Raw genomic sequence first — 19,527 nt, forward strand, 5'->3', positions numbered from 1 at the left:
GCACGAGGAGCCCCTACGTAAGTTCTCTGGAGCAGTTACCAGTGGCTCGCATACGGGCAGCGTCCCGGCATTGTGCGCCCCAGCTGCATGATCGCTTCAGAGGTGTCGTGTGTCTGGACCCCATCCACTGAAGAAGCGAAGGCTACGAAGTGCGTACGTACAGCCCCAAGCCCGGCGATGTGACTCGCCAGTGGCACATCATTGACGCGCAGGACGTCGTCCTGGGTCGTCTCGCCACCACGGCTGCGAACCTCCTCCGAGGCAAGCACAAGGCGATCTACGCCCCCCACATGGACATGGGCGACTTCGTCATCATCATCAACGCCGACAAGGTTCACCTGTCCGGCAACAAGAGGACCCAGAAGATGGCGTACCGCCACTCCGGGTTCCCGGGCGGTCTGCGCTCGGTGCGCTACGACGACCTCCTCGCGAACAACCCCGAGAAGGCCGTCGAGAAGGCCATCAAGGGCATGATCCCCAAGAACACCCTGGGCCGCCAGATGATCTCGAAGCTGAAGGTCTACGCGGGCGACCAGCACCCGCACGCTGCGCAGCAGCCGGTCCCGTACGAGATCACCCAGGTCGCGCAGTAGTTCCGGCCTCCCCCCAAAGACATAAAGAAAGATCTGAGGAGAATCGTGGCCGAGACCACTGTTGAGACCGCCGAGGGCACCGAGGGCGAGGAGACCTACGCCGAGGTGACCACCTTCGAGTCGGAGGTCCCCGTCGAGGGTGAGTACACCTCCGAGTCGCTCGCGGGCCGCTTCGGCGACCCGCAGCCCGCCGCCGGCCTGGGCCGTCGCAAGAACGCCATCGCCCGCGTCCGGATCGTTCCGGGCACCGGCAAGTGGAAGATCAACGGGCGCACCCTCGAGAGCTACTTCCCGAACAAGGTGCACCAGCAGGAAGTCAACGAGCCCTTCAAGGTGCTCGAGCTCGACGGCCGTTACGACGTCATCGCCCGCATCGCGGGTGGCGGCGTCTCGGGTCAGGCCGGCGCCCTGCGCCTCGGCGTGGCCCGCGCGCTGAACGAGGCGGACGTGGACAACAACCGCCCGGCCCTGAAGAAGGCCGGCTTCCTCTCCCGCGACGACCGTGCGGTCGAGCGCAAGAAGGCCGGTCTCAAGAAGGCCCGTAAGGCCCCGCAGTACAGCAAGCGCTAAACCGCCTGCTCACCCGCGTTACACGTTCGCCCCGGCGGCACACCTCGTGCTGCCGGGGCGTTCGTTTATCGACATCCTCGGGCATATAACGACATAAGGCGTTCATAGGCTTGTTGGTTGCATGATCTGACTTTTGCGTTTCGGAGCACTTTCGGAGGACACCAGTGGGACGACTCTTCGGCACGGACGGCGTGCGCGGCGTCGCCAATGCGGACCTGACGGCCGAGCTCGCGCTCGGCCTCTCGGTGGCCGCGGCGCACGTACTGGCCGAGGCGGGCACCTTCGAGGGCCATCGGCCGAAGGCCGTGGTGGGCCGCGACCCACGCGCCTCCGGAGAGTTCCTGGAGGCCGCGGTGGTGGCCGGCCTCGCGAGCGCGGGCGTCGACGTCCTGCGGGTCGGCGTGCTGCCGACCCCGGCCGTGGCCTACCTCACCGGCGCCCTGGGCGCCGACATCGGGGTCATGCTCTCGGCCAGCCACAACGCCATGCCGGACAACGGTGTCAAGTTCTTCGCCCGGGGCGGCCACAAGCTCGCCGACGAGCTGGAGGACCGCATCGAGACGGTGTACGAGCAGCACCGCACCGGTGAGCCGTGGTCCCGTCCCACCGGCGCCGGCGTCGGCCGCGTCACCGACTACGCGGAGGGCTTCGACCGTTACGTCGCCCACCTCATCGGCGTCCTGCCGAACCGCCTCGACGGCCTGAAGGTCGTCCTCGACGAGGCCCACGGCGCCGCCGCCCGCGTCTCGCCCGAGGCGTTCGCCCGCGCCGGGGCCGAGGTCGTCACGATCGGCGCCGAGCCGGACGGGCTGAACATCAACGACGGCTGCGGCTCCACGCACCTGGCGCTGCTGCGCGCCGCCGTCGTCGAGCACGGCGCGGACCTGGGCATCGCGCACGACGGCGACGCCGACCGCTGCCTGGCCGTGGACGCGGCCGGCGAGGAGGTCGACGGCGACCAGATCCTCGCCGTGCTGGCCCTCGCCATGCGCGAGGCCGGACAGCTGCGCCGGGACACCGTGGTCGGCACCGTCATGTCGAACCTCGGCTTCAAGATCGCCATGGAGCGGGAGGGCATCCAGCTCGTCCAGACCGCCGTCGGCGACCGCTACGTCCTGGAGTCGATGAAGGCCGAGGGCTACGCGCTGGGCGGCGAGCAGTCCGGCCACGTCATCGTCCTGGACCACGCCACGACCGGCGACGGCACGCTGACCGGCCTGATGCTGGCGGCCCGGGTCGCCGCGACCGGCCGCTCGCTCGCGGAGCTGGCCGGGGTCATGGAGCGCCTGCCGCAGGTCCTCGTCAACGTCCCGGACGTCGACAAGTCCCGCGTGCACACCTCGCAGGAGGTGTCCGCCGCCGTCGCGGAGGCCGAGCGCGAGCTGGGCGCGACCGGCCGCGTGCTGCTGCGCCCCTCGGGCACGGAGCCGCTGGTACGGGTCATGGTCGAGGCGGCGGACATCGAGCAGGCGCGCGCGGTGGCGGGTCAGCTGGCGGACGTCGTGAAGTCGGCGCTGGGCTGATCGCCGTGAGGGGGCGGGCGGTGGGCGCCCGCCCCCTCAGCGTGTCGGGGCGGTGGGCTTCGTGTGGGCCCGCTGGTGCGCCCGCTGGTGGTGCCGGGTCGTCCGCCACAGGGCCTTCTGGAGCAGCAGGGTCAGCGTCCCCGCCAGCACGATCCCGCCGAGGTTCGCCAGCAACTGCTGGATCGATCCCGTCATCTGGCTGTAGTCGCGGTAGCTGAAGGCCACCGCCGCGTTGGCCGCCGCCGGCACGGTCGTCACCGAGATCGCGACCCCGATCAGCGCACCGGACTTCGCCGAGGTCAGGGAGAGCGTCCCCGCGATGCCCGCGAGGAAGGCCACGACGAACGACATCCAGTCCGGCTGCCAGACGAACGCCGTGTTGGGCCGGTCCCCCTCGATCATCCCCCTGTCGAACAGCCCGAAGGCGTCCATCAGCCAGGCGAAGCCGACCGTCAGCAGCATGGCCACGGCGAAGCCGCCGATCAGCGCCCACAGCGAGCGCCACACCAGGCGCGGGGCACGCTGCACCAGCGCCGTCGAGATCCCCGCGAGCGGGCCGAACTCCGGGCCCACCGCCATCGCGCCCACGATCAGGATCGCGTTGTCGAGCATCACACCGCAGGCGGCGAGCATCGTCGCGACCGCGAGGAACGCCACATAGGTGGCGCTGAACGTCGAGTCGTCGTTGGTGGCCTCCACCAGCTCTTCCCACAGGACCGCGTCCGCGCCCTCGCCCGGCGCCTCCTCCTCCGCCCGGTCGGCGCGCGCGGAGAGCGTCAGGTCCACGTTCTCGACGGTGATCGCCCCGTACTCGTCCAGCCCCATCCGGCGCAGCGCCGCGATCAGCTCGTCGCCCGCCTCGCGCGCCACGTCGCAGAGCACGAGGTCGCCGGCCGGGTCGCGGGCGACGCCGGGCAGCACGGCGAGGTGGGCGGTGCCCACGGTCCGCTCCAGCAGGCTCACCACCTCGTCCGTACGGCCGGCGGGCACGATCAGGCGCAGATGCAGCACGGTGCACCCTTCCAGGAGTCAGAGTTTGCGCAGGGACAGCCGCTGGACCTTGTGGTCGGGCCCCTTGCGCAGCACCAGCGTGGCACGTCCGCGCGTCGGCGCCACGTTCTCCACGAGATTGGGCCGGTTGATGGTGCGCCACATGGTCGCCGCGTACTCCATCGCCTCCGCCTCGGAGACCTGGGTGTACTTGCGGAAGTACGAGGACGGGTCCTGGAACGCGGTCTCGCGCAGCTTCCGGAAGCGGCTGAGGTACCAGGTCTCGATGTCCTCCGGCCGGGCGTCCACGTACACGCTGAAGTCGAAGTAGTCGGCGAGCCCCACCCTGGTGCGGCCGTCCTTGCCGGGCAGGGCGGGCTGGAGGACGTTCAGCCCCTCGACGATCAGGATGTCCGGCCGCCGCACGGTGAGCCGTTCACCGGGAACGATGTCGTAGATCAGGTGCGAGTAGACGGGCGCGGTGACCTCGTCCTTGCCCGCCTTGATGTCGGCGACGAAACGGGTGAGGGCGCGCCGGTCGTACGACTCCGGGAACCCCTTGCGGGACATCAGGCCGCGGGCGTGGAGCTCCTTCATCGGCAGCAGGAACCCGTCGGTGGTCACCAGTTCCACCCGGGGGTGCTCAGGCCAGCGGGCCAGCAGCGCCTGGAGGATGCGGGCGGTGGTGGACTTCCCCACGGCGACACTGCCCGCGACCCCTATGACGAACGGCGTCCCGCGCTGCGCGCCCTGCCCGTTGCCCGCGTCCCCGAGGAAGGTGTTCAGGGCGCCGCGCAGCCCGGAGGTGGCCTGCACGTACAGGTTCAGCAACCGGGAGAGCGGCAGGTAGACGTCCCGTACCTCGTCGAGGTCGATGACGTCCCCGAGCCCGCGCAGCCGCTCCACCTCCTCGGCGGTCAGCGGCAGCGGCGTCTTGTCGCGCAGCGCGCTCCACTCCGCCCGGGAGAGGTCGACGTACGGCGTCGCCGCGTGTTCGGCGCGTCGGTTCGTGCTCCGTATCGGCGAAGTGATCACGCCTTCATTGTCGCGGGAGACGGGCGCGCGTGGGGGGTGGGGTCGGTCACGTGGGGGAGGGCGGGGGCACCGCCCGGCCGGTTCCGGTCCGCTGGTAGCCTGCCGCCCCGCCGTCCGGCTGATCTTGGTCGGGCGCGGGGGTACGCCTTTCCTCCTACGCAGCAACGAGGTGCGCATGAAAACAGGCAGAACCGGGGCCGTGGCCGCGCTCGCGGGGGCTCTGGCCCTCACGGCGCTCACGGCTCCGACGGCGCGGGCCGCCGATACCGGGATCACGGTGTCGCGGGTCGTCGTCAACGGGGGGAAGCCCATCGTGGTGGGCACCACGGAGGTGAAGGAGCCCTCGGTCACGTTCCGGGTCACCCTTCCCCCGGGTTACAGCACGACCGATCCCTTCGCGTACGACGCGGAACCGTTCCTGTACCACGGGACCACGCCGGCCGAGGGGATCGACCACGGCGGGCTGCAGATGGGCATCTACACCTGCTACGAGAAGAGCGACTGGATCGCGGACTGCGAGGGGACCCTCTACGTCGACCCGTACTACCGCCTGGACTCCAACAACGACGCGACGACCTGGAAGGTCGGCTTCGTGGGGCGGCTCTTCAAGGGGGACTACGACCTCGTGGCCGAGGAGTACGGCACCACCTCCGGCAGCGTGCAGATCCGGCGCTACGCCAAGGCCACCGTCAACGCCGCGCCCGAGCCGGTGGCGAAGGGCAAGCCGGTCACCGTGACCGGCAGTCTCAAGCGGGCGGACTGGGTGAAGCACGCGTACACCGGTGTGGCGGACGCGTCCGTGCAGCTGCAGTTCCGGCCGAAGGGGACGACCTCGTACAACACCGTGAAGACGGTGCGGTCCAGTTCCACGGGCGCGCTGAAGGCCACGGTCACCGCGTCGCTCGACGGTGACTGGCGGTGGAACTTCGGGGGCTGGTCCACGACGGGCGGCGCGGTGTCGTCCGGGGACTACGTAGACGTGAGCGGGGCCGGCGGAGTGGTCCGGAAGATGAGCGCCCGCCAGGGCTGGTGACCGGAGCACGACGAAGGGCCGGGCACCCCTCGGGGTGCCCGGCCCGGTGCATTCGCGCCGCGGCGATCAGTGCCGCGGCAGCCGGGGTCTGCCCGACGGGGTCGAACCCTGGCTGTCGCGGCCCTAGTCCGTGCCGGACTCCATCGCCGCGCGGTCCAGCATCTCGTCCTGGTCCGAGACCTCGCCGCGCGAGGCGATGGCCTCGGCGCCGCCCTCGGGGAGCGAGCCGATCAGGCCGGTGGCGGCGGCCTGGGCCGCGCCGATGGCCGGGTTGGCGTTGCCGATCAGGCCGAGGCCCGCGTACTGCTCCAGCTTGGCGCGGGAGTCCGCGATGTCGAGGTTGCGCATGGTCAGCTGGCCGATGCGGTCGACCGGGCCGAACGCGGAGTCCTCGGTGCGCTCCATGGACAGCTTGTCCGGGTGGTAGCTGAACGCCGGGCCCGTGGTGTCGAGGATCGAGTAGTCCTCGCCGCGCCGCAGCCGCAGGGTGACCTCGCCGGTGACGGCCGTGCCGACCCAGCGCTGGATCGACTCGCGGACCATCAGCGCCTGCGGGTCCAGCCAGCGGCCCTCGTACATCAGGCGGCCGAGGCGGCGGCCCTCGTTGTGGTACTGGGCGAGGGTGTCCTCGTTGTGGATCGCGTTGACCAGGCGCTCGTACGCGGCGTGCAGCAGGGCCATGCCGGGGGCCTCGTAGATGCCCCGGCTCTTGGCCTCGATGATCCGGTTCTCGATCTGGTCGGACATGCCCATGCCGTGGCGGCCGCCGATGGCGTTCGCCTTCATGACCAGGTCGACGGCGGTCTCGAACTTCTCGCCGTTGATCGTGACCGGGCGGCCCTGGTCGAAGCCGATCGTGACGTCCTCGGTCTCGATCTCGACCGACGGGTCCCAGAACCGCACGCCCATGATCGGCTCGACGGTCTCCACGCCGGTGTTCAGGTGCTCCAGCGTCTTGGCCTCGTGGGTGGCGCCCCAGATGTTGGCGTCGGTGGAGTACGCCTTCTCCGTGCTGTCCCGGTAGGGCAGGCCGTGGGCGACCAGCCACTCCGACATCTCCTTGCGGCCGCCGAGCTCCGTCACGAACTCGGCGTCCAGCCAGGGCTTGTAGATGCGCAGGTGCGGGTTGGCCAGCAGGCCGTAGCGGTAGAACCGCTCGATGTCGTTGCCCTTGAACGTGGAGCCGTCGCCCCAGATCTGGACGTCGTCCTCCAGCATCGCCCGGACCAGGAGCGTGCCGGTGACCGCGCGGCCCAGCGGCGTGGTGTTGAAGTACGCCCGGCCGCCCGAGCGGATGTGGAACGCCCCGCACGTCAGCGCGGCCAGGCCCTCCTCGACGAGCGCGGCGCGGCAGTCGACCAGACGGGCGAGCTCGGCGCCGTACGCCTTGGCGCGGCCCGGCACCGAGGCGATGTCGGGCTCGTCGTACTGGCCGATGTCGGCGGTGTAGGTGCACGGGACGGCACCCTTGTCGCGCATCCACGCGACCGCGACCGAGGTGTCGAGGCCGCCCGAGAAGGCGATGCCGACGCGTTCGCCGGTGGGCAGGGAGGTGAGGACCTTAGACATAGGAAGAGTATGCATGATTGCGCATGGTCATGCAACGTGTCTCGCTTCCCGGCACCTCGGAGGGGCCGGACCCTCACTTTCGCCAGAACAGGTGGTGCGTCATCCCGCTCGGGCTCGGCACGACGTCCAGGTGGAACCGGTCGCGCAGGTCGTCCGGCGAGTCCCAGAGCCGCAGGCCCGGCCCCAGCTTCACCGGTGCCACCGCCACGTGCAGGGTGTCGACGAGGCCGGCGTCCAGGAACTCCCTGATGGTCGTGACCCCGCCGCCGAGGCGTACGTCCTTGCCCTGCGCGGCCTCCCGCGCCCGGGCGAGCACCTCGGCGGGCTCGCCGGCCACGAAGTGGAACGTGGTGTCGGAGAGCGTGAAGGAGGGGCGCTCGTGGTGGGTCAGGACGAACACCGGCGTGTGGAACGGCGGCTCGTCGCCCCACCAGCCCTGCCACTCGTGGTCCTCCCAGGGTCCGCGCTGCGGGCCGAACTTGTTGCGGCCCATGATCTCGGCGCCGATGTTGTGCGCGAAGTCCCGCGTCATGTAGTCGTCCAGGCCCCGGCTGCCGCCCGGGTCGGTCCGGTTGGGCCAGCTCGCCGTCGCCCCGGCCCAGGAGAACAGCCGCCCCGGGTCGACGTGGCCGAAGGGCCGCTCCAGGGTCTGGTCCTCCCCGCAGGCGACGCCGTCGGCGGAGACGGTGAAGTTCTGGACCTTCAGCAGTTGAGTCATGGGTGCTCTTCTCCCGGTGGTGGGTGACGACACGAGGGGTGACTCCTCGGGCGGGCCGGACTCATCGCCGTGCGCCGTCCCGATGCCTCATCCCACCGCAAGCACCGCGTGCTTCGGTACCCGGCGCGCCCGGATGTCCGCGAGGGCGTCGCCCGTGCGGGACCGGTCGCGGACCGAGGCCGTCTCCGGGTGTGAGAGGTGACGCGGGGGCCGGGGTGAGGGTGTGGCGGCGCGGTGTCCTCAATCGGTTGATAGGCCCGTTTTTCTGCGATTATGCGAAGAACAGGGGCTGATGATCGGGAAAGGATCGCTATGTGCGGAATCGTGGGTTACGTCGGCGGGCAGTCGGCGCAGGACGTCGTCGTCGCGGGCCTCAAGCGGCTGGAGTACCGGGGGTACGACTCCGCCGGGATCGCCGTCCTCGCCGACGGCGGGCTGGCCGCCGCCAAGAAGGCCGGGAAGCTCGTCAACCTGGAGAAGGCGCTGAGCGAGCGCCCCCTGCCGGCCGGCACCGCCGGCGTCGGGCACACCCGCTGGGCCACCCACGGCGGACCCACCGACGTCAACGCCCACCCGCACCTCGACAACGCCGGCCGCGTCGCCGTCGTCCACAACGGGATCATCGAGAACTTCGCTTCCCTGCGCGCCGAACTCGGCGAGCGCGGCCACGACCTGCTCTCCGAGACCGACACCGAGACGGTCGCCCACCTCCTCGCCGAGGCGTACAGCCGGAGCGGGGAGCCGGCCGAGGCGATGCGGCAGGTGTGCCGCCGCCTCGAAGGGGCGTTCACGCTCGTCGCGGTCTTCGCGGACGCCCCCGACGTCGTGGTCGGGGCCAGGCGCAACTCACCGCTCGTCGTCGGGGTGGGCGACGGCGAGTCCTTCCTCGCCTCCGACGTCGCCGCGTTCATCGAGCACACCCGGGACGCGATCGAACTCGGCCAGGACCAGGTGGTGGAGCTGAGCCGGGACGGCGTCCTCGTCACCGGGTTCGACGGCGAACCCGCCGAGGTGCGCGAGTACCACGTGGACTGGGACGCCTCGGCCGCCGAGAAGGGCGGGTACGCCTCCTTCATGCTCAAGGAGATCGCCGAGCAGCCGAAGGCCGTCACCGACACCCTCCTCGGCCGCATCGACCCCGAGGGCATCCTCCACCTCGACGAGGTGCGCATCACGCGCGGCGAGCTGCGCGAGGTCGACAAGGTGGTGATCGTCGCCTGCGGGACCGCGTTCCACGCCGGGATGATCGCCAAGTACGCCATCGAGCACTGGACCCGCATCCCCTGCGAGACGGAGCTGGCCAGCGAGTTCCGCTACCGCGACCCGATCCTGGACCCGCACACCCTGGTCGTCGCCATCTCGCAGTCCGGCGAGACGATGGACACCCTGATGGCCCTGCGGCACGCCCGCGAACAGGGCGCCAAGGTGCTCGCCATCTGCAACACCAACGGCTCCACCATCCCGCGCGAGTCCGACGCCGTGCTCTACACGCACGCCGGGCCCGAGGTCGCCGTCGCCTCCACCAAGGCGTTCCTCACCCAGCTCGTCGCCTGCTACCTCGTCGCCCTCTACCTGGGCCAGGTGCGCGGCACCAAGTGGGGCGACGAGATCCGGACCGTCATCCGGCAGCTCTCCGAGATCTCCGGCTCCGTCGAACGGGTCCTGGAGACCATGGAACCCGTCCGGGAACTGGCCCGGTCGCTGGCCTCCCACGACACCGTGCTCTTCCTCGGCCGGCACGTCGGCTACCCGGTCGCCCTGGAGGGCGCGCTGAAGCTGAAGGAACTCGCGTACATGCACGCCGAGGGGTTCGCCGCGGGCGAGCTCAAGCACGGGCCGATCGCGCTCATCGAGGACGGCCTGCCCGTCGTCGTCGTGGTGCCCTCCCCGGCCGGCCGCTCCGTGCTGCACGGCAAGATCGTGTCGAACATCCAGGAGATCCGGGCCCGCGGCGCACTCACCGTCGTCATCGCCGAGGAGGGCGACGACGAGGTCGTCCCGTACGCCGACCACCTCATCCGGATCCCCGCAACGCCTACGCTGCTTCAGCCGCTGGTCGCCACCGTGCCGTTGCAGGTCTTCGCCTGCGAACTCGCGACGGCCCGCGGCAACGAGGTGGACCAGCCGCGCAACCTGGCGAAGTCCGTCACCGTGGAGTGAACCGTGGACGAGCAGTGAAGGTGAATACGTGATCATCGGGGTCGGGATCGACGTGGCGGAGATCGACCGGTTCGACGCGGCGCTGGAGCGCACACCGCAGCTCGCGGCGCGCCTCTTCGTCGAACGGGAACTGCTGCTGCCCAGCGGCGAGCGGCGCGGCATCGCCTCGCTGGCCGCCCGGTTCGCCGCCAAGGAGGCCCTGGCCAAGGCGCTCGGCGCCCCCGCCGGGCTGCTGTGGACGGACGCCGAGGTGTACGTGGAGGACAGCGGGCAGCCCCGGCTGCGGGTGAGCGGCACGGTGGCCGCCCGCGCCGCCGAACTGGGCGTCCGGCACTGGCACGTGTCGCTCAGTCACGACGCGGGGGTGGCCTCCGCGGTGGTGATCGCGGAGGGCGCGTAACCGGTCCGGGGCGCGGTGCTCCGGTGGGCCGGTTCCGTCCTCGACCGCCGGACGGGCTTGAGAGGGCCTGCCGCCGGACGGGCTTGATCCGGACGGGTACGGGTGAAGCCTGCGCGGGTCGCTGAACGTGCGTACGTTGGAGGGCATGCGTACCGCCTACAGCGTCGAGACCGTACGGGCCGCCGAGCGGGCCCTCATGGAACGGCTCCCCGAAGGTGCGCTGATGCAGCGCGCCGCCGCCGGACTCGCCGCCGCCTGCGCCGACCTGCTGCGCCGCAGCGGCCGGGTCTACGGCTCCCGCGTCGTCCTCCTCGTCGGCACCGGCGCCAACGGCGGCGACGCCCTGTACGCCGGCGCCCGGCTCGCCCGGCGCGGCGCGGGCGTGGTCGCCGTACGGGTCACCGCCGGCCGCGCCCACGAGGGCGGCACCGCCGCCCTCCGCGCAGCGGGCGGACGCGTCGTCGACGGCGAGGAGAGCACCGCCCACGAGGACCGGGCCGGGCGCGTCGACCTCGTCGTGGACGCCGTCACCGGCATCGGCGGGCGCGGCGGACTGCGGCCCGGGGCGGCCGAACTGGTCCGGCGGTACACCGCGCACGGCGCGCCCGTCGTCGCCGTCGACCTGCCCAGCGGCGTCGAGGCGGACACCGGCGAGGTGACCGGCGACGCGGTGCGCGCGGACGCGACCGTCACCTTCGGGGCGTACAAGCCGGCGCTGCTCGTCGACCCGGCCGCCGAACGGGCCGGCGCGCTGCGCCTCGTCGACATCGGGCTCGGCGCCGAACTCCCGGCCGTCCCCGACCTGGAGGCCCTGCAGTACGCGGACGTCGCCGCGCTGCTGCCGGTGCCGGCCGCCGAGAGCGACAAGTACCGGCGCGGTGTCGTCGGCATCGCCGCCGGATCGGCCCGCTACCCGGGCGCCGCCGTGCTCGCCGTCTCCGGGGCGCTGCGCGGCGGGGCGGGGGCCGTGCGCTACGCGGGCCCCGGCGGCGAGGCGGTCATCGCGCGGCATCCGGAGACCCTGGTCCACGCGGGCCGCCCCTCCCGGGCCGGGCGGGTGCAGGCGTGGGTCGTCGGGCCCGGGCTCGGCGACGGCACCGAGGCCGTGGAGGCCGTCTCCGACGTGCTGGCCACCGAGGTGCCGGTGCTGGTGGACGCGGACGGACTGCGGCTCCTCGACGCGGACGTGGTCCGGGGACGGGGCGCGCCCACCGTCCTCACCCCGCACGCCGGGGAGGCCGCCGCGCTGCTCGGCGTGGCGCGCGAGGAGGTCGAGGCGGGGCGGCTCGCCGCCGTACGGGAACTCGCCCGCCGGTTCGGCGCCACGGTCCTGCTCAAGGGCTCCACGACCCTGATCGCCACCGACACCCCGCACACCCCGGTCCGGGTCAACCCCACCGGCACCCCGTGGCTGGCCACCGCCGGCAGCGGCGACGTCCTCTCCGGCCTGACCGGCTCCCTGCTGGCCGCCGGACTCGTCCCGCGCGACGCGGCCTCCGCCGGGGCCTATCTGCACGGGCTCGCGGCCCGCCGCGCGGCGGACGGCTCCCCGGTCGCCGCGCTGGACGTCGCCGACGCGATCCCCGCGGCATGGCGGGACGTCCGGGGCTGAGCGAAGCTGGGGGAGAGCATCCGCACACGAGAGGTGACCGGCCGTGGGCAGCAGCGGTGAGGTGCGCGTACGCCGGGTCCAGGACGGGGCGGAGGACGGCGACGGCACCCGCGTCCTCGTCGACCGGCTGTGGCCGCGCGGGGTGCCCAGGGAGCGGGCCGCGATCGACCGCTGGCTCAAGGACCTCACGCCGTCGGACGAGCTGCGCTCCCGGTACCACGAGGACCGCTCCGCCACCCGCTACGACGCCTTCGTCGAGCGCTACCGCGCCGAACTCGCGGGACCGGTGCAGGCGGCGGCCGTCGACGAGCTGGCCGGGCTGGTCCGCGCGGGCGGCCCGGTGACGCTCGTCACGGCCGTCAAGGACGTCGAGCACAGCCACGTACCGGTCCTCGCCGACCACCTGGAACACCAGCTGCGCCACCGCTGAGGCGCCCCGCCGGACAGGCCCGCCCGGACGGCTCTGAGACACTGGGCGCGATATGAACGAGACAGCGTCCTTGCGAGCCCGTGCCGAGATCGACCTCGCCGCACTCCGCGCCAACGTGCGCGTTCTGCGCGCCCGGGCGGCCGGGGCGCAGCTCATGGCCGTGGTCAAGGCCGACGCCTACGGGCACGGCGCGGTGCCCTGCGCGCGTGCCGCGCGGGAGGCGGGCGCCACCTGGCTGGGCACCGCGACCCCGCAGGAGGCCCTGGCCCTGCGCGCGGCCGGGCTCGACGGCCGGATGCTGTGCTGGCTCTGGACGCCGGGCGGGCCCTGGCGCGAGGCGATCGAGGCCGACGTCGACGTGTCGGTGAGCGGCATGTGGGCGCTGCGCGAGGTCACCGGGGCGGCCGCGGCGGCGGGCCGGACCGCCCGGATCCACCTCAAGGCCGACACCGGACTCGGCCGGGCCGGCTGCCAGCCCGCCGACTGGCCCGAACTGGTCGCCGCCGCCCGCACCGCCGAGCGCGCGGGCACCGTCCGCGTCACCGGTCTGTGGTCCCACTTCGCCTGCGCCGACGAGCCGGGCCACCCCTCGATCACCGCCCAGCTGGACACCTTCCGCGACATGGTGGCGTACGCCGAGAAGGCCGGCGTCGAGCCCGAGGTGCGGCACATCGCCAACTCGCCGGCGACCCTGACCGTCCCCGAGTCCCACTTCGACCTGGTGCGCACCGGGATCGCCATGTACGGCATCTCGCCGAGCCCCGAGCTCGGCACGCCCGCCGACTTCGGGCTGCGCCCCGTGATGACGCTCGCCGCGTCCCTCGCCCTGGTCAAGCGGGTCCCGGCCGGCCACGGCATCAGCTACGGCCACCACTACACGACACCCCGCGAGACCACGCTCGGCCTGGTGCCCCTCGGTTACGCCGACGGCATCCCGCGCCACGCGTCCGGCCGGGGCCCGATCCTGGCCGGCGGGGCGCGGCGGACGATCGCGGGCCGGGTCGCCATGGACCAGTTCGTCGTCGACCTCGACGGCGACGAGCCCGCGGCGGGCAGCGAGGCGGTGCTGTTCGGTCCCGGCGACCGGGGCGAGCCGAGCGCCGAGGACTGGGCCGAGGCCGCCGGCACGATCGCGTACGAGATCGTCACCCGGATCGGCGGCCGGGTGCCGCGCGTCCACCTGGGCGCCGCGGCGACGGACGACGCCCCGGCCGGGTCCTGACCGGGAAAGCTCCCCTGACCAGGCACGATCTGAACATGTACGGAACGGTCCCGGTGCGGGCCGAGGCGGACCGGAACGATTCGTGAGGAGCACGGCACGGTGAGCGAGATCAGCACGGGTGACGCGGTGGCGACGGCCGCTTCGGCGGCCGGCTGGCGCCGGGCGGGAATCGCCGGCGCCGCCATAGGCGTGATCGCCGCCGGCGCGGCGGCCGGGGTCGCGGTGGAACGGCTGACGGTCGGCCGGAGCATGCGCAAGCGCGCCCGGCTCGCCCTGGACGCCACCGGCCCGTACGGCTCGCTGCGCGGGCGGCCCGGCCGGGCCACCGCCGACGACGGCACCGAGCTGTACTACGAGGTCGACGAGACCGACGAGGGAGCCGATCCGGAGTCCGCCGGTGCGGGCCCCCGCAGGCGCCGGCTCTTCGGGCGCAAGGCGCCCGCCCCGGTCACCGTCGTCTTCAGCCACGGCTACTGCCTCAGCCAGGACTCCTGGCACTTCCAGCGGGCCGCCCTGCGCGGGATCGTGCGCACCGTCCACTGGGACCAGCGCAGCCACGGCCGCTCCGAGCGGGGCCGTGCCCAGGCCCGCGCCGGGGGAGGGGTGCCCGTCGGCATCGACCAGCTCGGCCGCGACCTCAAGGCCGTCATCGACGCCGCCGCCCCCGAGGGGCCGCTCGTCCTCGTCGGCCACTCGATGGGCGGCATGACGATCATGGCGCTGGCCGACCGGTACCCGGAGCTGGTCCGCGACCGGGTCGCCGCCGTCGCCTTCGTCGGCACGTCGAGCGGCAGGCTGAACGAGGTCAGCTTCGGGCTGCCCGTCATGGGCGTCAACGCGGTGCGGCGGGTGCTGCCCGGGGTGCTGCGGGCACTCGGCTCGCAGGCGGAGCTGGTGGAGCGGGGGCGACGGGCCACCGCCGACCTGTTCGCCGGGCTGATCAAGCGGTACTCGTTCGGCTCGCGGGACGTGGACCCGGCGGTCGCGCGGTTCGCCGAGCGGCTCATCGAGTCCACCCCGATCGACGTGGTCGCGGAGTTCTACCCCGCCTTCGCGGAACACGACAAGAGCGCGACCCTGCAGCTCTTCCGCGGCCTGCCGGTCCTCGTCCTGGCCGGCGACAAGGACCTCGTGACGCCTAGCTCGCACAGCGAGGCCATCGCGGACCGGCTGCCGGACGCGGAACTGGTCATCGTCCCGGACGCCGGACACCTGGTGATGCTGGAGCACCCCGAGACGGTGACCGACCGGCTCGCGGACCTGCTGGTGCGGGCCGGAGCCGTACCGGAGTCCTCTAACGTTGGCGGGCATGGAACCGCAGAACAGCCCGGCGGCCGCTGAGGCCGCCGCGTACGAGAACGTCCCCGGCGCCGTCACCGTGGAGCTGGCCGTCGACTCCCCCGAACAGATGCAGGCCCTGGGCCGCCGGCTCGCCTCCGCGCTGCGCCCCGGCGACCTCGTGATGCTCACCGGTGAGCTGGGGGCCGGCAAGACGACCCTGACCCGGGGACTCGGCGAGGGTCTGGGCGTACGGGGCGCGGTGACGTCCCCCACCTTCGTGATCGCCCGCGTCCACCCCCCGCTCTCCGGGGGCCCCGCGCTGGTCCACGTCGACGCCTACCGGCTGGGCGGCGGGCTCGACGAGATGGAGGACCTGGACCTCGACGTCTCCCTGCCGGAGTCCGTGGTCGTCGTCGAGTGGGGCGACGGCAAGGTCGAGGAGCTGGCGGAGGACCGCCTCCAGGTGCTCATCGACCGCGCGGTCGGGGACACCGACGACGAGCGGCGCACGGTGACACTGGTGGGCGTGGGGGCGCGCTGGGCGGGGCTGCGGAACGAGTCCTGGGCGCCCTGGGGCTGAGTTTCCGACGCGGTGTCGGCAAAATGTTGCGCGGGACGGGGCAGGCGTGGTGACATGGGGGACGAGAGCGGGTTAGGTCTGCCTAACCACGCCTTCCACCGGAGCCCAGGAGGCGTTCATGCCGACATCCGAGCGCACACCGGAGCCGCCGCGAGCGGCGGTATCGATGACTGCCCTGCTGGCCGCGGGCGCGGCGGCGAACGCGGTCTCCACGCCCCCGGCACCACAGCCGGAAAAGAAGCGGGCGGAAAAGAAACGGGCGGTGAAGCCGCGCCGGGCGGACACGTCCGGCCGTGCGGCCCACTCGAGCCGTTCCGGCGATTGAGGCCGTCCTCGGCGGGGCCGAGGGCGCCCCGCGGCTGACCCCGGCCCGTCCGGCGGCCGAGGAGGCTCCGCGGGGGAACCCGGCCCGTCCGGCGGTCGAGGAGGTCCTGCGGCGAACCGCCCGTCCGGCGGCCGAGGAGGCCCCCGCAGCGAACCCCGCCCGTCCGTCCGGCGGTCGAGGACGCCCCGGGGCCTACGGGACGACGACCACCTTCACGCTCACCGTGGCGAACCGCCACAGCGCGTCGCCGTCCGCACGGGACATCCGCACGCCGCCCGCCTTCACCGTCGGGTCCGGCTCCTCCATCGCCCCGTCCTGCGCGGCGCTGAAGCCGATCGTCACATCGTTCACCGCGGCGAACCGCACGACGTGCTCGATCGGCACCCCGTCGGAGCCCGTCCCGCTGCCCGACCGCGAGGTCACCGCGTAGCTCCCCGGCACGGCGCTCACCGAGCCCGGCATCACCTTGAACGTCCGCGACGCCTTGCCCTTCGCGTTCACCAGCCACACCCGGCGGTCCTTCAGCGCGTACACGACCCGCGTCCCGGTGCCGGAGTCGGCGGGGACGGCGAGCGGGTTCTTCTTCGGCTCGGGCGCGGCGTGCTTGCCGGCCGGCGCCGAGGCACTGCTGGACGCCTTCGGCTTCGCCGCCAGGCCGTCCGGCACGTTGGCGGAGGCCTGGTAGGCCAGGAAGCCGACCACCGCGACGGCCGCCGCGGTGAGCGCGGCCACGATTCCCGAGCTGCCCCTTGCCACCGTGCGTGCCTCTTTCGCTGTCGTGTGCCGTAAGGCGCGAACCGTAAGTCGTACAAGCGTTTACACGTACTCCGCGTATACCCGGTGACGGTAGCAGCCGGGACCGCCCGGTCCGGGACGCCGTACGGGGCGCGGGGCGGGCCGCGCCGGAGCCGTAGGCTGTTTGCGTGCTCTTGCTCGCAATGGATACCGCCACCCCCGCCGTCACCGTCGCCCTGCACGACGGGACCCGCGTCGTCGCCGAGTCCGCCCAGGTCGACGCCCGCAGGCACGGGGAGCTGCTGCTGCCCGCCGTCGACCGGGTCCTCGCGGAGGCCGGGGTGAAACTCGACGCGGTGACGGACGTCGTCGTGGGCGCCGGCCCCGGCCCGTACACCGGACTGCGCGTCGGCCTGGTGACGGCCGCCACGTTCGGCTCGGCGCTCTCCGTGCCCGTGCACGGGCTGTGCACCCTGGACGGCCTCGCGTACGCCGCCGGGCAGGCCGGGCTCGAAGGCCCCTTCGCCGTCGCCACGGACGCCCGCCGCAAGGAGGTCTACTGGGCGCGGTACGAGGACCCCCGCACCCGGACCGGGGGGCCCTCGGTCGACCGGCCCGCCGACATCGCGGAGCAGCTCGCCGGCCTGCCCGTCGTCGGCGCGGGCGCGGTGCTCTACCCCGACGCCTTCCCGGACGCGCGCGGCCCCGAGCACCTCGCGGCGGGCGCCCTGGCGGGCCTCGCGGCCGAGCGCCTCGCCGCCGGTGAGGAGCTGCTGCCGCCGCAGCCGCTCTACCTCCGCAGGCCCGACGCGCAGGTCCCGAAGAACTACAAGGTGGTCACCCCGAAGTGACCGTCACGACCGCGGTGCTGCGCGAGATGCGCTGGTGGGACATCGACCCGGTGCTCGCCCTGGAACACGAGCTGTTCCCGGAGGACGCCTGGTCGGCCGGCATGTTCTGGTCCGAGCTGGCGCACGCGCGCGGCCCGGCGGCGACCCGCCGTTACGTGGTCGCCGAGGACCCGGTCACCGGCCGGATCGTCGGGTACGCGGGCCTCGCCGCCGCCGGTGACCTCGCCGACGTGCAGACCATCGCCGTGGCCCGCGACCACTGGGGCGGCGGGCTCGGCTCCGAGCTGCTGACCGACCTGCTCAAGCACGCCACGGCCTTCGAGTGCGCCGAGGTGCTGCTGGAGGTCCGCGTCGACAACACCCGCGCCCAGAAGCTCTACGAACGCTTCGGCTTCGAGCCGATCGGCTTCCGCCGCGGCTACTACCAGCCGGGCAACATCGACGCACTCGTCATGCGCCTCCACGTACACGAAGACGTACAAGAAAACGAGACTGACTGATGGCTGACGAACCCCTCGTACTCGGTATCGAGACCTCCTGCGACGAGACCGGCGTCGGCATCGTCCGGGGCACCACGCTCCTCGCGGACGCCGTCGCCTCCAGCGTCGAGACGCACGCCCGCTTCGGCGGCGTGGTCCCGGAGATCGCCTCCCGCGCGCACCTGGAGGCGATGGTCCCCACCATCGAGCGCGCCCTGAAGGAGGCCGGCGTCAGCGCCCGGGACCTCGACGGCATCGCCGTCACCGCCGGACCCGGCCTCGCGGGCGCCCTGCTCGTCGGCGTCTCCGCCGCCAAGGCGTACGCGTACGCGCTGAACAAGCCGCTGTACGGGGTCAACCACCTGGCCTCCCACATCTGCGTCGACCAGCTGGAGCACGGGCCGCTGCCCGAGCCCACCATGGCGCTCCTGGTCAGCGGCGGGCACTCCTCGCTGCTGCTCGCGCCCGACATCACCAACGACGTGCGGCCCCTCGGCGCGACCATCGACGACGCGGCCGGCGAGGCGTTCGACAAGATCGCCCGGGTGCTGGACCTCGGCTTCCCCGGCGGCCCGGTCATCGACCGGCTCGCCAGGGAGGGAGACCCGGCCGCCATCGCCTTCCCGCGCGGTCTGACCGGCTCGCGCGACCCCGCGTACGACTTCTCCTTCTCCGGCCTGAAGACGTCCGTCGCCCGCTGGATCGAGGCCAAGCGGGCGGCCGGCGAGGAGGTGCCGGTGCGGGACGTGGCCGCGTCCTTCCAGGAGGCCGTCGTCGACGTGCTCACCCGCAAGGCCGTCCGCGCCTGCAAGGACGAGGGCGTCGACCACCTGATGATCGGCGGCGGCGTCGCGGCCAACTCCCGGCTGCGCGCGCTCGCCGAGGAGCGGTGCGAACGGGCCGGCATCCGGCTGCGCGTGCCCCGCCCGAAGCTGTGCACCGACAACGGGGCGATGGTCGCCGCCCTCGGCGCCGAGATGGTGGCCCGCAACCGGCCCGCCTCCGACCTGGAGCTGTCCGCCGACTCCTCGCTGCCGGTCACCGAGACTCACGTCCCGGGCGCCCACGGCCACGCGCACGACCACGACCACGTGCACGAGATCAGCAAGGACAACCTCTACTCATGAGCGCCCCGGTCACCGCCCTGATGTGGGAGGCCCGCGCCGCCGAGGGGCGGGGCGGCGAGCTCCTGGAGTGGGCTCGTGCCCGCGCCGCCGAGCTGCCCGGCTCCCCGCTCCGCAGCGAGCTGCTGCGCGCCCCGCAGGACCGGGTCCTGGTCATCACCTGGTGGCAGGGCGGTCACGCCGACGAGCTGCCGGAGCTGCCCGAGCCGGACGCGGACCTGGTCACCCGGGCGGTGCACCGCTGGCGCTTCGAGTCGCTGGGCCCTGCCTGAAGGCCCCGGCGGGGCGATGAGTCCG

The 19,527-nt window shown here is 73.0% G+C and carries 21 protein-coding genes; 16 read left to right on the forward strand and 5 right to left on the reverse strand.

The annotated features are described in order from the left end of the window. Nucleotides 1-149 precede the first annotated feature (149 nt). The 3 genes from rplM (at nucleotide 150) to glmM (ending at nucleotide 2,686) form a co-directional block, all read left to right on the forward strand. The gene (rplM, locus tag ABZ564_RS03310; protein WP_328901797.1) at nucleotides 150-593 is read left to right on the forward strand and encodes a 50S ribosomal protein L13; all 444 of its coding nucleotides are present in this window, start codon (nucleotides 150-152) and stop codon (nucleotides 591-593) included. A gap of 105 nt (nucleotides 594-698) precedes the next feature. After that, nucleotides 699-1,163 carry a 30S ribosomal protein S9 gene (gene rpsI, locus ABZ564_RS03315; protein ID WP_360848892.1) on the forward strand — a complete coding sequence of 155 codons (465 nt, stop codon included), beginning with the start codon at nucleotides 699-701 and terminating at the stop codon, nucleotides 1,161-1,163. 164 nt (nucleotides 1,164-1,327) lie between these two features. After that, the gene (gene glmM / locus ABZ564_RS03320; RefSeq protein ID WP_360848650.1) at nucleotides 1,328-2,686 is read left to right on the forward strand and encodes a phosphoglucosamine mutase; all 1,359 of its coding nucleotides are present in this window, start codon (nucleotides 1,328-1,330) and stop codon (nucleotides 2,684-2,686) included. 36 nt (nucleotides 2,687-2,722) lie between these two features. On the opposite strand, the gene ABZ564_RS03325 is transcribed toward glmM, so the two are convergent. Further along, complete coding sequence (locus ABZ564_RS03325; protein WP_360848653.1) at nucleotides 2,723-3,697, reverse strand: DUF389 domain-containing protein; 975 nt, start codon at nucleotides 3,695-3,697, stop codon at nucleotides 2,723-2,725. Between the two features lie 18 nt (nucleotides 3,698-3,715). Next, the gene (coaA, locus tag ABZ564_RS03330; RefSeq protein WP_360848656.1) at nucleotides 3,716-4,711 is read right to left on the reverse strand and encodes a type I pantothenate kinase; all 996 of its coding nucleotides are present in this window, start codon (nucleotides 4,709-4,711) and stop codon (nucleotides 3,716-3,718) included. A gap of 175 nt (nucleotides 4,712-4,886) precedes the next feature. Between coaA and ABZ564_RS03335 the strand changes: the two genes are divergently transcribed. Beyond that, nucleotides 4,887-5,744 (forward strand): hypothetical protein, encoded by an 858-nt coding sequence (locus ABZ564_RS03335; protein WP_360848659.1) that lies wholly within the window; start codon nucleotides 4,887-4,889, stop codon nucleotides 5,742-5,744. Nucleotides 5,745-5,867: 123 nt separating this feature from the next. Here ABZ564_RS03335 and argG read toward each other — a convergent pair whose 3' ends face one another. Beyond that, nucleotides 5,868-7,313: an argininosuccinate synthase gene (gene argG, locus ABZ564_RS03340; RefSeq protein WP_360848662.1), complete on the reverse strand. Its 1,446-nt coding sequence runs from the start codon at nucleotides 7,311-7,313 to the stop codon at nucleotides 5,868-5,870. Nucleotides 7,314-7,386: 73 nt separating this feature from the next. Next, entirely contained in the window at nucleotides 7,387-8,031 is a 645-nt protein-coding gene (locus tag ABZ564_RS03345; protein WP_360848665.1) for a dihydrofolate reductase family protein, read from the reverse strand. Between the two features lie 312 nt (nucleotides 8,032-8,343). Here ABZ564_RS03345 and glmS point away from each other — a divergent pair, with 312 nt between their 5' ends. From glmS to ABZ564_RS03385, 8 genes are all read left to right on the forward strand, one after another. After that, nucleotides 8,344-10,191 (forward strand): glutamine--fructose-6-phosphate transaminase (isomerizing), encoded by a 1,848-nt coding sequence (gene glmS / locus ABZ564_RS03350; RefSeq protein ID WP_360848668.1) that lies wholly within the window; start codon nucleotides 8,344-8,346, stop codon nucleotides 10,189-10,191. 28 nt (nucleotides 10,192-10,219) lie between these two features. After that, nucleotides 10,220-10,591, forward strand: coding sequence for a holo-ACP synthase (locus ABZ564_RS03355; protein ID WP_360848671.1), 372 nt, complete (start codon nucleotides 10,220-10,222; stop codon nucleotides 10,589-10,591). A gap of 145 nt (nucleotides 10,592-10,736) precedes the next feature. Then, nucleotides 10,737-12,203 (forward strand): NAD(P)H-hydrate dehydratase, encoded by a 1,467-nt coding sequence (locus ABZ564_RS03360; RefSeq protein ID WP_360848674.1) that lies wholly within the window; start codon nucleotides 10,737-10,739, stop codon nucleotides 12,201-12,203. A gap of 43 nt (nucleotides 12,204-12,246) precedes the next feature. Beyond that, nucleotides 12,247-12,633, forward strand: coding sequence for a DUF488 family protein (locus ABZ564_RS03365; protein WP_360848677.1), 387 nt, complete (start codon nucleotides 12,247-12,249; stop codon nucleotides 12,631-12,633). Between the two features lie 52 nt (nucleotides 12,634-12,685). After that, nucleotides 12,686-13,855 (forward strand): alanine racemase, encoded by a 1,170-nt coding sequence (alr, locus tag ABZ564_RS03370; protein WP_360848680.1) that lies wholly within the window; start codon nucleotides 12,686-12,688, stop codon nucleotides 13,853-13,855. A 99-nt stretch (nucleotides 13,856-13,954) separates the two neighbouring features. Then, nucleotides 13,955-15,196, forward strand: coding sequence for an alpha/beta hydrolase (locus ABZ564_RS03375; protein ID WP_360848683.1), 1,242 nt, complete (start codon nucleotides 13,955-13,957; stop codon nucleotides 15,194-15,196). Next, nucleotides 15,165-15,716 (forward strand): tRNA (adenosine(37)-N6)-threonylcarbamoyltransferase complex ATPase subunit type 1 TsaE, encoded by a 552-nt coding sequence (gene tsaE / locus ABZ564_RS03380; protein ID WP_360848686.1) that lies wholly within the window; start codon nucleotides 15,165-15,167, stop codon nucleotides 15,714-15,716. Before ABZ564_RS03375 ends, tsaE begins: the two co-directional genes overlap by 32 nt. A 118-nt stretch (nucleotides 15,717-15,834) precedes the next feature. Next, on the forward strand, nucleotides 15,835-16,041 hold the full coding sequence (locus ABZ564_RS03385; RefSeq protein ID WP_360848689.1) for a hypothetical protein: 207 nt from the start codon (nucleotides 15,835-15,837) through the stop codon (nucleotides 16,039-16,041). A gap of 192 nt (nucleotides 16,042-16,233) precedes the next feature. On the opposite strand, the gene ABZ564_RS03390 is transcribed toward ABZ564_RS03385, so the two are convergent. Continuing rightward, the gene (locus tag ABZ564_RS03390; protein ID WP_360848894.1) at nucleotides 16,234-16,773 is read right to left on the reverse strand and encodes a hypothetical protein; all 540 of its coding nucleotides are present in this window, start codon (nucleotides 16,771-16,773) and stop codon (nucleotides 16,234-16,236) included. Nucleotides 16,774-16,979: 206 nt separating this feature from the next. On the opposite strand from ABZ564_RS03390, the gene tsaB reads away from it, so the two are divergent. From tsaB to ABZ564_RS03410, 4 genes are read left to right on the forward strand one after another with little or no spacing between them, the layout of a single operon-like run. Continuing rightward, complete coding sequence (gene tsaB / locus ABZ564_RS03395; RefSeq protein WP_360848897.1) at nucleotides 16,980-17,627, forward strand: tRNA (adenosine(37)-N6)-threonylcarbamoyltransferase complex dimerization subunit type 1 TsaB; 648 nt, start codon at nucleotides 16,980-16,982, stop codon at nucleotides 17,625-17,627. Beyond that, nucleotides 17,624-18,127: a ribosomal protein S18-alanine N-acetyltransferase gene (gene rimI / locus ABZ564_RS03400; RefSeq protein ID WP_360848693.1), complete on the forward strand. Its 504-nt coding sequence runs from the start codon at nucleotides 17,624-17,626 to the stop codon at nucleotides 18,125-18,127. The genes tsaB and rimI overlap by 4 nt, the downstream gene beginning before the upstream one ends. Further along, nucleotides 18,127-19,233 (forward strand): tRNA (adenosine(37)-N6)-threonylcarbamoyltransferase complex transferase subunit TsaD, encoded by a 1,107-nt coding sequence (tsaD, locus tag ABZ564_RS03405; protein WP_360848696.1) that lies wholly within the window; start codon nucleotides 18,127-18,129, stop codon nucleotides 19,231-19,233. Before rimI ends, tsaD begins: the two co-directional genes overlap by 1 nt. Then, nucleotides 19,230-19,502, forward strand: a complete 273-nt coding sequence (locus ABZ564_RS03410) for a hypothetical protein (protein WP_360848699.1) — start codon at nucleotides 19,230-19,232, stop codon at nucleotides 19,500-19,502. Before tsaD ends, ABZ564_RS03410 begins: the two co-directional genes overlap by 4 nt. Nucleotides 19,503-19,527 lie beyond the last annotated feature (25 nt).

This window comes from Streptomyces sp. NPDC019224 (genome assembly GCF_040632605.1).
Lineage (GTDB): Bacteria > Actinomycetota > Actinomycetes > Streptomycetales > Streptomycetaceae > Streptomyces.

Coding starts and splice junctions, on each gene's coding strand:
- ABZ564_RS03410 (WP_360848699.1), top strand. CDS start 19,230: ATGAGCGCCCCGGTCACCGCCCTGATGTGGGAGGCCCGCGCCGCCGAG.
- ABZ564_RS03360 (WP_360848674.1), top strand. CDS start 10,737: ATGCGTACCGCCTACAGCGTCGAGACCGTACGGGCCGCCGAGCGGGCC.
- argG (WP_360848662.1), bottom strand. CDS start 7,313: ATGTCTAAGGTCCTCACCTCCCTGCCCACCGGCGAACGCGTCGGCATC.
- tsaD (WP_360848696.1), top strand. CDS start 18,127: ATGGCTGACGAACCCCTCGTACTCGGTATCGAGACCTCCTGCGACGAG.
- ABZ564_RS03335 (WP_360848659.1), top strand. CDS start 4,887: ATGAAAACAGGCAGAACCGGGGCCGTGGCCGCGCTCGCGGGGGCTCTG.
- glmS (WP_360848668.1), top strand. CDS start 8,344: ATGTGCGGAATCGTGGGTTACGTCGGCGGGCAGTCGGCGCAGGACGTC.
- tsaB (WP_360848897.1), top strand. CDS start 16,980: ATGGATACCGCCACCCCCGCCGTCACCGTCGCCCTGCACGACGGGACC.
- tsaE (WP_360848686.1), top strand. CDS start 15,165: ATGGAACCGCAGAACAGCCCGGCGGCCGCTGAGGCCGCCGCGTACGAG.
- alr (WP_360848680.1), top strand. CDS start 12,686: ATGAACGAGACAGCGTCCTTGCGAGCCCGTGCCGAGATCGACCTCGCC.
- ABZ564_RS03385 (WP_360848689.1), top strand. CDS start 15,835: ATGCCGACATCCGAGCGCACACCGGAGCCGCCGCGAGCGGCGGTATCG.
- ABZ564_RS03345 (WP_360848665.1), bottom strand. CDS start 8,031: ATGACTCAACTGCTGAAGGTCCAGAACTTCACCGTCTCCGCCGACGGC.